Source organism: Conyzicola nivalis (assembly GCF_040548875.1).
In the GTDB taxonomy this organism is placed as follows: domain Bacteria; phylum Actinomycetota; class Actinomycetes; order Actinomycetales; family Microbacteriaceae; genus Conyzicola; species Conyzicola nivalis_A.
In genome coordinates, this window is record NZ_JBEPSJ010000002.1 from 174,041 (window position 1) to 188,067 (window position 14,027).

The following is a 14,027-nucleotide window of genomic DNA, read 5'->3' on the forward strand; positions in this document are numbered from 1 at the left end:
ATAGTCGTGGGTCGCATATCCGCTCGCGCTCGGACCGGCTCCGCCGCCCTCGCTCTGACGCTGGTCGTCGTCACTCTCGTGTCCCTCGGCTTCGGGGCGACAGCGGCGAGCGCGGCCCCGCTGCCGCCAGAGATCACGAGCCCGACCGAGGGTTCATACGTCACCCCGGCCGAGCTCGTCACCGTCACGGGTGTCGGCGCCACCCCGGGCTACGGGGTCGAGGTGCTCGTCGACGGCGGCTTCGGCTGCTCCACCGAGTCGCTCGACGACGGAGCCTGGTCGTGCGCGACGGAGGCCGGCCTCGCCGAAGGTGCGCACACCGTCGTCGCACGGCAGACGGTCGACGAGGAGCTCACCGGCACGCTCGTGAACTACACGATCGGCGTCGCGCCGGAACCTCCCGTCGAAGAGCCCGTCGATCCGCCCGTCGTGATCCCCGCCGAGCCGCCCGTCGAGGCGCCGGCCGAGACACCGGTCGAGGCGCCGGCCCCGCCGCCCGTGGTCGAGCCCGTCGAGACCCCGGTGGCCGTTCCCGACGCCCCCGTCGTGCCCCCGGCCCCGAGCGCCGCGCCCCTTCCCGCCCCGGCAGCGACGCCTGCTTCAGCGCCAGCCACAGCGCCCGCCGTCACGCCGCCGTCGACCCTCACCCCGATCACGATCCGCGCGCCCCTCGTCTGGATCCTCACCGTCGACGGCATCACCGGCCCGGTGCGGCCCGGCCAGTCGGTGACGCTGAGCAGCAGCGGGCTGCCGGCCGGCAGCGTCGTCACGGCAGAGCTCCACTCGACCCCGATCGCACTCGGATCGACGACGGTCGCCGCCGACGGAACCTTCCTGCTCACCGCGACCATCCCGCTCACCGTCGAGGCGGGCGATCATCACTTCGTCGTCGCGGTGACCGAGCCGGGCGAGGCCGCATCGGTCACCGAGACAGCCGTGACGATCGATGCCGTCGACGAGACCGTCGCCGCCTCGGCCGGGCCTGCGACGACGGATGCAACGCAGGCCGCGACCTCCAGGGCGCTGACCGGCGGCGGCAGCCCAGCCGTCGACCGCGACGAGCCGGGCGCGCCGAACTCGCTGACCACCTCGCTCGCCCCGGCCTGGGAGGTGCTGTCGAGTCCCGTCGCGATCGGGTCGTCCGTCATCGCCGGTTTCGCCTTCCTGCTGCTCGTGGCGTTCCCCTCCGAGCTTCTGGGCTCGGTGATCCAGCGCCGCTACCGGCTCGTGCACCGCGCGGGCCGGATCATCCCGCCCGGCGTCGGCGCGTGGTTCTCACGCCGGCCGGTGCTCTCGGGCGTGGGTCTGATCGCGGTGGCCACGGGCCTCACGGGGTTCTCGGATCCCAGGTTCGGCGCGGACGCCGCATCCGCCCGCCTGCTGATCGCCTGTTTTCTCGCGGCCCTGATCGTCAGCTACGGAACCTACGCTCTGCTCGGCTGGTTCCTGAACCGCCGCTGGTCGCTGCCGACGTCGCTCAACCTCCGGCCGTTCACCCTCCTGATCACGGTGGCCGGCATCGTGCTCTCGCGAGTGCTCGACTTCTCGCCTGGATTCCTGTTCGGGCTCATGCTCGGGCTGACCTTTCCGGCGGCGACGCCGCACGCGCTGCGGTCGCACGCGCGTCTGCTGCGCTCCTGCCTCATCGTCACGATGGCGGTGACGTCGTGGTTCGCGTACAGCGGGCTGGTCGCGGTCACCGGCGGCGCCCCCACCGATTTCGGCACCGCCCTGCTCCAGGACACCCTCGCGGCCCTCTCGACGGAGGGCCTCACCGGCATGCTCGTCGCGATGCTGCCGTTCCTCTACCTCGACGGGCGCGAGATCTGGCAGCACTCGAAGCGTTCGTGGGCGGCGACGTACGCGGCGATCGTTCTCGTGTTCTTCCTCGTCGTCGCGCCGAAGCCCGACAGCTGGGCCGACCTCGGCGACAAGTACGGCGCCTGGGCGCTCGGCCTCGGCGCATACGCGGGCGTCGCCCTCGCCGTGTACTACGCGCTGCACCGCTCGGAGCTGCGCGCCGCGGCGCGGATGGCCGCAGCCGTCGAGCTGCAGGACGCCTGAGCCGCACCGGATTGCGCCGATTGGGGCGGCTTCAGTATTCCTCAGCCCCAGACGGCGAAGATCGTCGGGCGGATGGCGCGGCCCCGGTCGGCCGTAGCGCGACCGGCGGACTACGGCAGCAGCGCGAGCAGGCTGGCCGCGTCGGTGACGGGCAGCGTGCACACGAAGTCGCGGCAGAGGTAGGCGGTCGACTCGCCGTCGCGCGTGGTTCGCCCCTCGAACAGCTCGAACCCCGCGTCGGAGAAGGCCCGAGCCTGCTCCGCGGTGACGACGGCGACGACCGCGCCCGACCGTTGCCAGGCGAGGGCGACGGATGCCACGTCGGTGCCGTCGTGCGCCGCGCCCGTCACCACGACCAGCTGGCTCGACTCGGTGCCGAGCGCGCTCATCACGCCCAGCGCCGCTCCGAAGGCGATCGGGCGTTTCACGGCCAATGGCGCGAACCCGCGCATCGCGGCGGTGGCCGCGGCCAGATAGCGCGCATCGGCGGTGAGCGCGTAGAGGCGCTGGGCGGCGCGGGCCATCGCGCTGATGCCGTTCGGGTAAGCGCCCTCGCTCGGGTCGCTCTCGAGTGCGAGGCCGTGCGCGGCGAGCACCGGGTCTGCGCCGCCGGGCACGGCGAAGACGGGCCGCGCGGGCGCTGAGCCTGTCGAAGGGTCGGTCCCTGAGCCTGTCGAAGGGTCGACAGGCTCAGCGACCGCAGGCGGCTCAGCGACCGTCGCAGCCAGCGCAGCATCCACGAGTCTCCGCGCCTCGATCGCGTATCGAACCTCGCCCGTCGCGAGCGCCAGCTCGATCAGCGCGCCGGCGAACATTCCGTAGTCTTCGAGCGTCGCTCGTGCGGCCGAGACCGTGCCGTCGATCGACGCGCGCACCAGCCGGTCGTCGAGCACGTGCTCCGCGAGCAAGAAGTCGGCCGCCCGGCGCGCGGCGGCGATCCACTCCGGGTGTCCGAGGCGCGCACCCGCGGCTGCGAGCGCCTCTATCGCGAGCCCGTTCCACCCGGTGAGGATCTTGCGGTCGAGCGCGGGCGGCGTCTGCGCCGCGCGTTCGTCGGCGTCGAGCGCGTAGTACCCGCCCTCGACACGCTCCCCGTCGACGGTGCTCTCGCTGTCCTGCGCCGACGCGAAGCCGCCGCCGTCCTGCTGCATCACCTGGATGAGGAACGACGCGATGCCCTCGGCGACGCCGTGCTGGCCGACCCTGGCGTACACCCCGAGCAGCAGCGCGTTGTCGTAGAGCATGCGCTCGTAGTGCGGGTCGCTCCAGTCGCGCATCGTCGAGTAGCGGAAGAAGCCGCCCTCGATCCTGTCGCGCAGGTCGGAGCCGGCCATGGCGGTGAGGGTGCGTTCGGCGAGCGCCTGAGCCGTGGCATCCCCGACGCTGCCCCGTTCCAGCAGCAGATCGATCACCGTGGCCACCGGGAACTTGGGAGCCCCGCCGAAGCCTCCGTACTCCGTGTCTTCGTACTCGCGCAACTCTGCGACGACGGCGGCGAACTCCGCCTCGCCCGGGAGGTCGCCCGGGGCGCGGTCGCCGAGCGCCCGCAGCGCCGTCGCGATGTGGAGCGCGTTGCCCTCGGCCTCCGCGCGGCGATCGGTCCACGCGTCGACGACGGCCTCGAGCACCTGGCGGAATGCCGGATGCGGTTGAACCGGTACCGGGGGAAAGTACGTGCCCGCGAAGAACGCCTGCCCTTCCGGGGTGACGAACACGTTGAGGGGCCAGCCGAGGTTCGAGGTGAACGCGCTGGCCGAGGCGAGGTAGGTGGCGTCGACGTCGGGGTACTCCTCACGGTCGACCTTGATCGCCACGAAGTTGTCGTTGAGGTACGCGGCGAGCACGGGATCGCTGAAACTCTCGCGCGCCATGACGTGGCACCAGTGGCAGGTGGAGTACCCGATCGACACGAGAACGGGCACCTGCCTCGCTCGCGCGGCCTCGAACGCCTCGGCTCCCCACTCGAACCAGTCGACGGGGTTGTCGGCGTGGGAACGCAGGTACGGACTCACAGCGGAAGCTAGTCGATTCGCCATACCTAAAGCGTAGGCTCGCACTGTGTCTACGACAGCCATTGCCATCACCTACGTCGGCGGACCGACGGCGATTCTCGAGTACGCGGGACTGACGATCGTGACCGATCCGACCTTCGATCCCCCCGGAGCCTACGCGGAACCGGGCTCGACCACTCTCGTGAAGACGACCGGCCCCGCGATCGCCCGGGTCGACCTGCCGTCGGTCGATCTGGTGCTGCTGTCGCACCACTCGCACCGCGACAACCTCGACTACGAGGGGCTCGAGCTGATCGCATCCGGGGTCCCCACCCTCAGCACGACGCAGGCGGCGAGCGACCTCTTCGGCGGCTCGATCGTGGGCCTCGACTCGTGGGAGGAGCACACGATCGGCGACGTGACGATCACAGCGCTGCCCGCCCTGCACGGACCAGCCGGCAGCGAGCCGCTGGTCGGGCCGGTCACCGGTTTCGCCCTGCAGGCGCCGGGCCAGCCGAACGTCTACGTGAGCGGCGACAACGCGTCGCTGCCGCTCGTGCGGCAGATCGTCGATCACTTCGGCGGGTTCGACATCGCCCTGCTCTCCGCCGGCGCGGCGCGGGTGCCGGGCATAGACGGGCAGCTGACGTTGACATCGGCGGATGCAGCGGAGGCGGCACGCATCCTCGGCGCGACCCACGTCGTCGGTCTGCACACCGAGCACTGGGATCACTTCAGCGAGACGCGCGCCCAGCTCGAGCGGGCCTTCGCCGGGAGCGCCCGACTGATCGCGACGCCGCCCGGCGAACGTGTGGTGCTGATCGCCGGTTGAGCAATACTGCCTACCGCCGCATCACCGCGCGGGCGAGACGGTTGCCGACGAGCTGCACCACCTGGATGAGCACGATGATGAGGATCACCGCCGCCCAGGTCACCGCCGGGTTGAACAGCCGGTAGCCGTACTGGATCGCGAAGTTTCCCAACCCGCCGCCGCCGATCAAGCCGGCGACCGCCGACATGTCGGTGACCGCCACGAAGATGAACGTGTAGCCGAGGATCAGCGGTCCGAGCGCCTCGGGCAACAGGATCGTCGTGATGATGCGCAGCGGTCCCGCGCCGACCGACCTCGCCGCCTCAATCACGCCGGGCTGCACGGTGAGCAGGTTCTGCTCGACGATGCGGCTGATCGCGAACGTCGCGGCGAGCGCGAGCCCGAAGGTGAGCGCGTTGTTGCCGATGCCCGTGCCGACCACGACCCGGGCGAGCGGCTGCACCGCGGCGATGAAGATGATGAACGGGATCGGCCGGAACGTGTTGACGACGAAGTTCAGCGTGCCGAACACCCACCTGTTGTCGAGGATGCTCCCCCGCCGTGTCACGTACAGTCCGAGGCCGAGCAGCAGCCCGGCGAGGCCGCCGAACAGCATGGCCAGTCCGACGATGTAGAGGGTCTCGCCCGTCGCCGCCCAGAAGTCGGGCAGCAGTTCGATCAGGCGGTCCATCACTTCACCTCCGTGACGGTCGCGACCGAGCGGATGCTGGCGAGCGCCGAGTCGATCGCGTCGTCGGTGCCGGTGAGGGCGAGGGTGAGGTGCCCGAAGGTGCGCGCCTGCACCTCGTTGATGCCGCCGTATACCAGCTCGAAGCCGACCTTCGCCTCACCGAGGGTGAGGAACACCGCCGACTGCGACGTGTTGCCGTCGGCGAACGAGAAGGTGACGATGCGGCCCGGATGCTTCGACCGCAGCACCTCGAGGGCCGCGCCCTCGGGCACCGACGTCACGATCGTCGACACGAACCGCTTCGTCGCCTCGGCCTGGGGCGCGGCGAAGATGTCGAACACGTCGCCGGTCTCGACGATGCGCCCGTTCTCCATCACGGCGACTTTATGCGCGATGGAGCGTATGACCTCCATCTCGTGGGTGATCACCACGATGGTCACGCCGAACTCCTCGTTGACCCGCTTGAGCAGCGCGAGCACCTCGCGTGTGGTCTCGGGGTCGAGGGCGCTGGTGGCCTCGTCGGCCAGCAGGATCGCGGGCGACGTCGCAAGCGCGCGGGCGATGCCGACACGCTGCTTCTGCCCGCCGGAGAGCTGGTCGGGGTAGGCGTGCGCCTGGTCGACGAGCCCGACGAAGTGCAGCAGCTCGGAGATGCGCGCCTGATGCTGCTCCTTCGGCACCCCTGCGACCTTGAGCGGGTACTCGATGTTGCCCCACACGGTGCGGGAGTTGAACAGGTTGAACTGCTGGAACACCATCCCGATGCCGAGCCGCACCTCACGCAGCTGCGACTCGCGCAGGGCGCTCACCTCGACGTCGTTCACGTGCACGCTACCGCTCGTCGGCTTCTCGAGCGCGTTAATGAGCCGCACGAGGGTGCTCTTGCCCGCGCCCGAATAGCCGATGATCCCGAAGACGTCGCCGCGTTCGATGTCGAGGCTGACACCGTCGAGGGCGGCGGATGGCGCTTCCCCTCTGCCGCGCGCGGCGAACACCTTCGTGACATCCGCGATCTGGATTATTGCCATGTTCTCTGCCTCCCTGGGCGAACAGCGAAATGCCGACGGACCGGAGTCCGTCGGCATCTCCGCGTGATGCTACTGGGCTGCGTACGCGTCCTGCACCGTTGCCAGCGACTCTTCGAGCTCGGCGATCGGGGTGGTGACGAGCACGGCGGTGCCGCCGGAGGTCTCGAGCAGGGCGTCGGTGACCGTCTTCGTGTTCTGGAAGATGTCGACGAGCTCGAGCAACGTCTTGTCGTCCTTGTCCTCGGCGCGGGCCGCGAAGATGTTGATGTACGGCTGCGCGCTCTCGTCGGCGGGGTCGTCGGTCGCGATGGCGTCGTCGAAGGTGAGGCCCGCGTCGATGACGAAGTCGTTGTTGATGATCGCGGCGGCGACGTCGGGGAGCGAGGTGGGGGTGAGGGCGGCCTCGAGCGAGATGACCTTCACCTTGGAGCTCGGGAGCACGTCGTCGAGGGTGGAGAAGGGGCTGCCTCCGTCGGCGAGCTCGATGAGCCCGGCGGACTGCAGCACGAGGAGGCCGCGGGCGAGGTTGCTCGCGTCGCTCGGAACCGCGACGGTCTCGCCCGCCGGGATGTCGTCGACCGACGTGAACTTGCTGGAGTACAGCGACAGCGGGTAGATCGCGGTGGCGCCGATCGGGGCGACGTCTTCACCGGCCGACTCGTTGTACTGCGCCAGGTAGATGATGTGCTGGAACTGGTTGAGGTCGAGGTCGCCCTCGGTGAGCGCGGGGTTCGGCTGGGCGTAGTCGGTGAAGTCGACGATCTCGATCGAGATGCCCGCCTCGGCGGCCGCCTCGGTGTAGGCGTCCCAATGCGGGTCGCTCGCGCCGACCACGCCGACGACGATCGGGTCTCCCGGCGAGCCCTTGCCCTCGGTGATGGCGTTGTCGCCTGCCGCGGTCTCCTCCGGTGCGTTGCCGGATGACACGGCGAGCGAGATCCCGACGACGAGAGCTACGACGACCACCACGGCCAGTGCGATCAGGGCGTACAGTCGACCGCGCTTCTTGGGCGGGGCGACGAGGGGTGTCTGGTCAGACATGAGTGGATCCTTTGGAAAGTGAAGAGAGCTGCTGTGTGCTCTCAACACTGTCAAGGATGCGAAATCGCCGTCGGAATGTTCCGCCGCGTTACGCTCCGTCGCCTGGCGGGCGCCGGCTCAGCTGACGACGTCGGGGTCGCTGCCGAGGCGGCCGCCGCGGTCGAGCGCGTCGATGATCCCGATCTCGGCCTGCGTCAGTTCGAAGTCGAACACGTCGAAGTTCTCGGCCATGCGCTCGCGTCGGTTCGACTTCGGGATCACGACGTTGCCGTTCTGGATGTGCCAGCGCAGGATGACCTGCGCGAGCGACTTGCCGTACGCGTCGGCGATCGCCTGCACGCCCGCCTCGTCGACGAGGGTTCCCTGTCCGAGCGGGCTCCACGCCTCGGTGACGACACCGTGCGAGCGCCCGAACTCCGAGGCCTCGCGCTGCTGGAAGTACGGGTGCAGCTCGATCTGGTTCACCGCCGGAACCACTGTCGTCTCGTCCAACAGAGTCTGCAGGTGGTGCGGCAGGAAGTTGGAGACCCCTATCGCGCGGGCACGCCCCGACTCGAAGATCTGCTCGAGGCTGCGCCACGACTCGACGAACAGGCCGCGCGCGGGGCACGGCCAGTGGATGAGATACAGGTCGACGTAGTCGAGCCCGAGCTTCGCGAGGCTCAGGTCGAAGGCGTCGAGAGCCGACTGGCCGCCCTGGTCGGAGTTGAACAGCTTCGTGGTGACGAACAGCTCCTCGCGCGGGATCGCGGATGCCGCGATCGCGGCACCGACGCCCGGCTCGTTGTCGTAGGCCTTGGCCGTGTCGATGTGCCGGTAGCCGACCTCGAGCGCGTCGCTGACGATGCGCTCGGTCTGGGCGGGGTCGACCTTGAAGACGCCGAAGCCGAGCTGCGGGATCGTCGTGCCGGAGTTCAGGGCGATGTCGGGGACGCTCACAGCACACCACCCTCGATGTGGCGCTCCTCGGGCCCGACGTACAGGCTGAGCGGGCGGATGAGGCTGTTGGCCGAGAGCTGCTCCATGATGTGCGCCGTCCATCCCGTGATGCGTGCCGCCACGAAGAGCGGCGTGAAGGTGAGTGTGTCGAACCCCATGAGGTGGTACGCGGGCCCGCTCGGGTAGTCGAGGTTCGGCTTGATGCTCTTGCGCTCCCCCATCGCCGCCTCGAGGGTGTCGTAGAGATTGCCCAGCTCTGGCCGGTCGTACTCGGCGACGAGGGTGTCGAGCGCGGCCTTCATAGTGGGCACCCGCGAGTCGCCGTTCTTGTAGACGCGGTGGCCGAAGCCCATGATCTTGCGCTTCTCGGCGAGCGCGGTGTCGAGCCACTCCTCGGCCCTGTCGGCGGTGCCGATCTCGTCGAAGACGTGCATCACGGCCTCGTTGGCGCCGCCGTGCAGGGCGCCCTTGAGTGCGCCGACCGCGCCGGTGACGGCGGAGTACAGGTCGGAGAGGGTGGACGTGATGACGCGGGCGGTGAACGTCGACGCGTTGAACGAGTGCTCGGCGTAGAGGATCATCGACACGTCGAATGCGTTGACGACCACGAGGTCGGGCACGTCGCCGAACGTCATGTGCAGGAAGTTGGCGGAGTAGCCCAGGTCGTCGCGCGGCTCCACGAGATGCTCGCCGCGGCGGCGTCGCTGGTCATAGGCGACGACGGCCGGCAGCTGGGCGAACAACGACACCGACTTACGCAGGTTCGCCTCGGTGGTCGACTCCGAGGCATCCGGGTCCCGCGCCCCGATGACGCTCACGGCGGTGCGCACGACGTCCATCGGGTGCGCGGTGGTGGGGATCTCGTCGATGACGCGTTTGACGACGGGGTCGAGCGCGCGCAGCGATCGTTCGAGCGTCTCGAACTCGGCGAGCTGCTGTGCCGTGGGGAGTTCGCCGTGCCAGAGCAGGTAGGCGACCTCTTCGAAGGTGCACTTCTCGGCGAGCTCCTGCACGGGGTATCCGCGGTAGAGCAGAGAGTTGGTCTCGGGATTGACCTTGGAGATGGTGGTCGTGTCGACGACGACCCCGGCCAGGCCCTTGTAGATCTCGGTCTCGCTCATAACGCTCCTTCGCGATTGGTGTGCATTTCTAAAGCTAGGCCACGCGGCAGACGCGTGGCGAGAACATCAGCCCCGGTTGGTGTCGAGCGAGAAGTTGAACACCGAGGTGTCGAAGCTGCCGTAGCTCTCGTAGTCGAGCAGCTCGTAGAGCCGCGCGCGGGTCTGCATCTCGGGCACGCGGCTGGTGAGCGAGCCCTCGGAGACGATCGTGTCGAGCCCGCGTTCGGCGGCCCCCATCGCGAGGCGGAGCAGGGAGACGGGGTAGATCACGATGTTGACGCCGACGTCGGCGAGCTGCCGGTTGGTGAACAGCTCGCTCTTGCCGAACTCGGTCATGTTGGCGAGGATCGGCACGTCGACGGCCGCGCGCACAGCCTCGAACTCGGAGAGGTCGACCATAGCCTCGGGGAAGATCGCGTCGGCCCCCGCGTCGACCAGCGCCTTGGCGCGGTCGATGGCCGAGTTCAGTCCGTCGAGGGCGCGGATATCGGTGCGCGCCATGATCAGCAGGTTCGGGTCGCGTCTGGCCGCCACCGCCGCGCGGATGCGCTTGACGGCGGTGTCCTCGTCGACGACCGCCTTGCCGTCGAGGTGGCCGCAGCGCTTCGGGTTGACCTGGTCTTCGATGTGCAAGCCGGCGACCCCGGCGTCTTCGAGCTGCTGCACGGTGCGGGCGACGTTCATCGGCTCGCCGAAGCCGGTGTCGGCGTCGACGATCGAGGGCAGGTCGGTCATGCGCGAGATCTGCGCGGCCCGGCCGGCAACCTCGGAGAGGGTCGTGAGCCCGATGTCGGGCAGCCCGAGGTCGGCGCTGATGACGGCGCCGGAGATGTAGACGCCCTCGAGCCCCTTGTCTTGGATCAGCCGCGCGCTGAGCGGGTTGAACGCGCCGGGGAAGCGCAGCAGCTCGCCGCTCGCGAGCGCCGTTCTGAGGGCGGCGCGCTTGTCGGCTGGGGTGACGTGGGAGTACAGCATCAGAAGAGTCCCTTCGGCCCGGCGGGCAGGGCGGTCGCGGTGACGGTGAGGCCGCCGAGCTCCTCGGCGGTGAGCTCGGGCAGTCGCTGCACGAGGTCGAGGAAACGCTCGATCTCGGCGGGCTCGAGCACGCCGTCGGCGAGCGCGCGGAACTTCGCGACGTACTGCTCGCGGGCGAAGGGGCGGGCCCCCAGCGGATGCGCGTCGGCTACGGCGATCTCGTCGACGATCACGGTGCCGTCGGTCAGCTCGATCTCGACGCGGCCGCCGAACGCCTTCTCGGCGGGATCGTTGGAATGATACCGGCGGGTCCACTCGGCGTCCTCCTGGGTGGTGACCCGGTTCCACAGCTCGACCGTGTCGGGGCGGGCGGCGCGCTCCGGCGCGTACGAGCGTTCGTGGTGCCACTCGCCGTCCTGCAGCGCGACCGTGAAGATGTACGGGATCGAGTGGTCGAGCGTCTCGCGGCTGGCGGTCGGGTCGTACTTCTGCGGATCGTTCGCGCCCGAGCCGATCACGTAGTGGGTGTGGTGGCTGGTGTGCAGAACGACCTTCTTGATCGCCGCGGGGTCCCGTCGAAGGGCCGGATGCTTCGTTCCTAGCGCCCTCGCGAGGTCGATCCATGCCTGCGCCTGGTACTCGGCGGAGTGCTCCTTCGTGTAGCTGTCGAGGATCGCGCGCTTGGCCTCCCCCGCCTCCGGCAGCGGCACCTCGTAGTGCGCGTCCTTGCCGTCGAGCAGCCAGGCGATCACGCCGTCTTCGCCCTCGTAGATCGGGGTGGGGCTGGTCTGACCGCGCATGGCACGGTCGACGGCCTCGACGGCCATCTTCCCGGCGAAGGCCGGTGCATGCGCCTTCCACGTGGAGATCTCGCCCTTGCGCGACTGGCGGGTGGCCGTCGTGGTGTGCAGCGCCTGGCCGACGGCCTGGAAGATCGTCTCGGGTGCGAGTCCGAGCAGGGTGCCGATTCCGGCGGCGGCGCTCGGGCCGAGGTGGGCGACGTGGTCGATCTTGTGGGCGTGCAGGCTGATCGCCTTGACCAGGTCGATCTGGATCTCGTAGCCGGTGGCGATGGCGCGCACCAGGTCCGCTCCGGTGGATCCGGCGTGCTGGGCGACCGCGAGGATCGGCGGGATGTTGTCGCCGGGGTGCGAGTACTCAGCCGCGAGGAAGGTGTCGTGGTAGTCGAGCTCGCGCACGGCGACGCCGTTCGCCCACGCAGCCCACTCTGGCTGGAAGCGGCCCTCGACGCCGAATACCGTCGAGCCGGTCGCTGAGCCTGTCGAAGCGCGGTCCTGCGCCTGCGCGCGCGCCGCGACGGCGGGCGCGCGGGTCAGGCTCGCGGTGGCGACCGCCGCGTTGTCGATGATGCGGTTGATCACCATGTCGACGACCTCGGGGGTCACGGCGACCGGGTCGGCCGCGATCTGGGCGATCTTCCAGGCGAGCTGCTCCTCGCGCGGCAGGTTCTCGTCGCTCGCGTACACGCGCACGGGGTGGAGTTTCATTGCGGGTTCCTTTCCATCGAACCGAGGATGTTTTTGAGGCTGCGGTACAGGTGCAGCTGGGTGGCGTGGGCGGCGAGCGACTCCGAGCCGTCGACGATCGCATCGACGATCATGAGGTGCTCGCGGGCGGCTTCGCGGAGTCGCTCCGGGTCGTCGTGCGAGAGGCGGCGGATTCGAGCGACGTGCGTGCGCACCCCGGCGAGGGTCGAGACCAGGAGGGGGTTCTGCACCGCGTCGTCGATGGCAGCGTCGAGGCGCGCGACGAGCTCGTAGTACTCGTGCCGCACGGGGTCGCCGTTGTCGAGAAGCTCGTGCGCCTGCCGCAGTTCGCGCTGGAGGCCCTCGAACACCGCGGGGTCGCGGCGTCGCGCTGCGAGGCGGGCGGCCTGCTCTTCGAGCGCGCTGCGCACCTCGAACAGCTCGGCGATGCGCGTCAACGGAACGTCGGTCACGACGAGGCCGCGCCCCGAGTGCGCTGCGACGAGCCCGTCGGCGGCGAGGCGCGAGAGGGCCTCGCGCAAGGGTGTGCGGGAGACGCCGAGCCGGCTGGACTGCTCCACCTCGGCGAGCAGCGTGCCCGGCGCTAGCTCGCCGTCGATGATCTGCTCGCGCAGAACGGAGTAGGCCCGGTCGCTAGCGCGCATCCACGTCCCTCCGTCGGTTTGTATACACAGGCTATCCCCTTTGTCTCGTTTTACCCAAGAATCGCGCTCTGTGTATGCAATGACGGCGGCTGGCGGGTGGGTTTGCCGCCCACGCGGGGGTACGCTCGGGCCATGGCCCCTGTCACGACGATGTTCCTGGGCACGTCGACCGTCCTGGTGAGCGACGGCACGACGTCGCTCCTCGTCGACGGCTATTTCACCCGGCCGCCGCTGCGCCGCCTGCTCACCAACGCGCGACCGGACGGGCGGCTGATCGACTGGGCGCTGCAGCGCGCCGGCATCGACCGGCTCGATCTCGTGCTGGTCTCGCACTCGCACATCGACCACGCCCTCGACGCGCCGGTCGTCGCCGACGTGACCGGCGCGCGCCTTGCGGGATCCCCGTCGACTCGCATGATCGCAACCGGCTACGGCCTCGGCATCGACGGCTTCGTGCCATTGGAAGCGGGCGAGGCGATCGCGGTCGGCGCGTTCACGCTCACGCCGGTGCACGCGGTGCATTCTCCCGGCGACCGCTACCCTGGCACCATCGACGCGCCCGTGACGCTGCCCGCGCGTGCCTCGCAGTTTCGCACTGGCGACTGCTACTCGTTCCACTTCGACCATCCCGAGGGGCGTGTGCTCGTGCACGCCTCGGCGAACTTCGTCCCGGGCGCGCTCGACGACTACCCGAGCGACGTGTTCTACCTCGGCGCGGCCGGCGCCGGCAGGCAGGACAACGCGTGGCGCGACCACTACTGGACAGAGACCGTCGTCGCCACCGGCGCGCAGACGGTCTTCCCCGTGCACTTCGACCGCTTCTGGCGCCCGCTGTCCAAGCCGCTCGCGCCCATGCCGAAATCGGCCGACGACCTGTCGCTGGCCCTCGCCGGCTGGACGGCCCGCGCCCACGGCGAGCGGATCGACTTTCGGATGCCCGAGCTCTGGAGACGCGAGACGGTCGAACGGGCATAGCGTTCGCGGCCGCGCATCTGACCGGCTGGCTGGCTGGCTGGCTGGCCACTTCGCGCTGTTTCACGGCGCTCCAAACCGCACAAAGTGGCCGGTCAGGTGGTGATTGCGGCCGTCGGACCGTCCGAGCGTTCGCGGCCGCCCACCTGGCCGGCTCGCTGGCTGGCTGGCTGGCTGGCTGGCCACTTCGCGCTGTTTCACGGCGCTCCAAACCGCACAAAGTGGCCGGTCAGGTGGTGATT

At 69.7% G+C, this 14,027-nt stretch carries 12 protein-coding genes; 3 read left to right on the forward strand and 9 right to left on the reverse strand.

Features of this window, described 5'->3' with window-relative positions; translation table 11 throughout:
• The first annotated feature begins 6 nt into the window (after positions 1-6).
• Positions 7-2,064, forward strand: coding sequence for a hypothetical protein (locus tag ABIE21_RS09485; RefSeq protein ID WP_354024580.1), 2,058 nt, complete (start codon positions 7-9; stop codon positions 2,062-2,064).
• A 110-nt stretch (positions 2,065-2,174) separates the two neighbouring features.
• On the opposite strand, the gene ABIE21_RS09490 is transcribed toward ABIE21_RS09485, so the two are convergent.
• Entirely contained in the window at positions 2,175-4,145 is a 1,971-nt protein-coding gene (locus tag ABIE21_RS09490; protein ID WP_436232326.1) for a thioredoxin domain-containing protein, read from the reverse strand.
• Between ABIE21_RS09490 and ABIE21_RS09495 the strand changes: the two genes are divergently transcribed.
• Positions 4,123-4,887 carry an MBL fold metallo-hydrolase gene (locus ABIE21_RS09495; RefSeq protein WP_354024582.1) on the forward strand — a complete coding sequence of 255 codons (765 nt, stop codon included), beginning with the start codon at positions 4,123-4,125 and terminating at the stop codon, positions 4,885-4,887. The genes ABIE21_RS09490 and ABIE21_RS09495 overlap by 23 nt on opposite strands.
• Positions 4,888-4,897: 10 nt before the next feature.
• Here the strand turns inward: ABIE21_RS09495 and ABIE21_RS09500 are convergent, their stop codons facing one another.
• From ABIE21_RS09500 to ABIE21_RS09535, 8 genes are all read right to left on the reverse strand, one after another.
• Positions 4,898-5,557, reverse strand: coding sequence for a methionine ABC transporter permease (locus ABIE21_RS09500; RefSeq protein ID WP_354024583.1), 660 nt, complete (start codon positions 5,555-5,557; stop codon positions 4,898-4,900).
• Positions 5,557-6,585: a methionine ABC transporter ATP-binding protein gene (locus ABIE21_RS09505; protein ID WP_354024584.1), complete on the reverse strand. Its 1,029-nt coding sequence runs from the start codon at positions 6,583-6,585 to the stop codon at positions 5,557-5,559. Before ABIE21_RS09505 ends, ABIE21_RS09500 begins: the two co-directional genes overlap by 1 nt.
• A gap of 69 nt (positions 6,586-6,654) precedes the next feature.
• On the reverse strand, positions 6,655-7,626 hold the full coding sequence (locus ABIE21_RS09510) for a MetQ/NlpA family ABC transporter substrate-binding protein (protein ID WP_354024585.1): 972 nt from the start codon (positions 7,624-7,626) through the stop codon (positions 6,655-6,657).
• A gap of 117 nt (positions 7,627-7,743) precedes the next feature.
• On the reverse strand, positions 7,744-8,565 hold the full coding sequence (locus tag ABIE21_RS09515; RefSeq protein ID WP_354024586.1) for an aldo/keto reductase: 822 nt from the start codon (positions 8,563-8,565) through the stop codon (positions 7,744-7,746).
• The gene (locus tag ABIE21_RS09520; protein ID WP_354024587.1) at positions 8,562-9,686 is read right to left on the reverse strand and encodes a bifunctional 2-methylcitrate synthase/citrate synthase; all 1,125 of its coding nucleotides are present in this window, start codon (positions 9,684-9,686) and stop codon (positions 8,562-8,564) included. Before ABIE21_RS09520 ends, ABIE21_RS09515 begins: the two co-directional genes overlap by 4 nt.
• A gap of 66 nt (positions 9,687-9,752) precedes the next feature.
• Positions 9,753-10,661 (reverse strand): methylisocitrate lyase, encoded by a 909-nt coding sequence (gene prpB / locus ABIE21_RS09525; protein ID WP_354024588.1) that lies wholly within the window; start codon positions 10,659-10,661, stop codon positions 9,753-9,755.
• Complete coding sequence (locus tag ABIE21_RS09530) at positions 10,661-12,169, reverse strand: MmgE/PrpD family protein (protein ID WP_354024589.1); 1,509 nt, start codon at positions 12,167-12,169, stop codon at positions 10,661-10,663. Before ABIE21_RS09530 ends, prpB begins: the two co-directional genes overlap by 1 nt.
• The gene (locus ABIE21_RS09535) at positions 12,166-12,813 is read right to left on the reverse strand and encodes a GntR family transcriptional regulator (RefSeq protein WP_354024590.1); all 648 of its coding nucleotides are present in this window, start codon (positions 12,811-12,813) and stop codon (positions 12,166-12,168) included. Before ABIE21_RS09535 ends, ABIE21_RS09530 begins: the two co-directional genes overlap by 4 nt.
• Positions 12,814-12,945: 132 nt before the next feature.
• Between ABIE21_RS09535 and ABIE21_RS09540 the strand changes: the two genes are divergently transcribed.
• Complete coding sequence (locus ABIE21_RS09540; RefSeq protein ID WP_354024591.1) at positions 12,946-13,788, forward strand: MBL fold metallo-hydrolase; 843 nt, start codon at positions 12,946-12,948, stop codon at positions 13,786-13,788.
• Positions 13,789-14,027 lie beyond the last annotated feature (239 nt).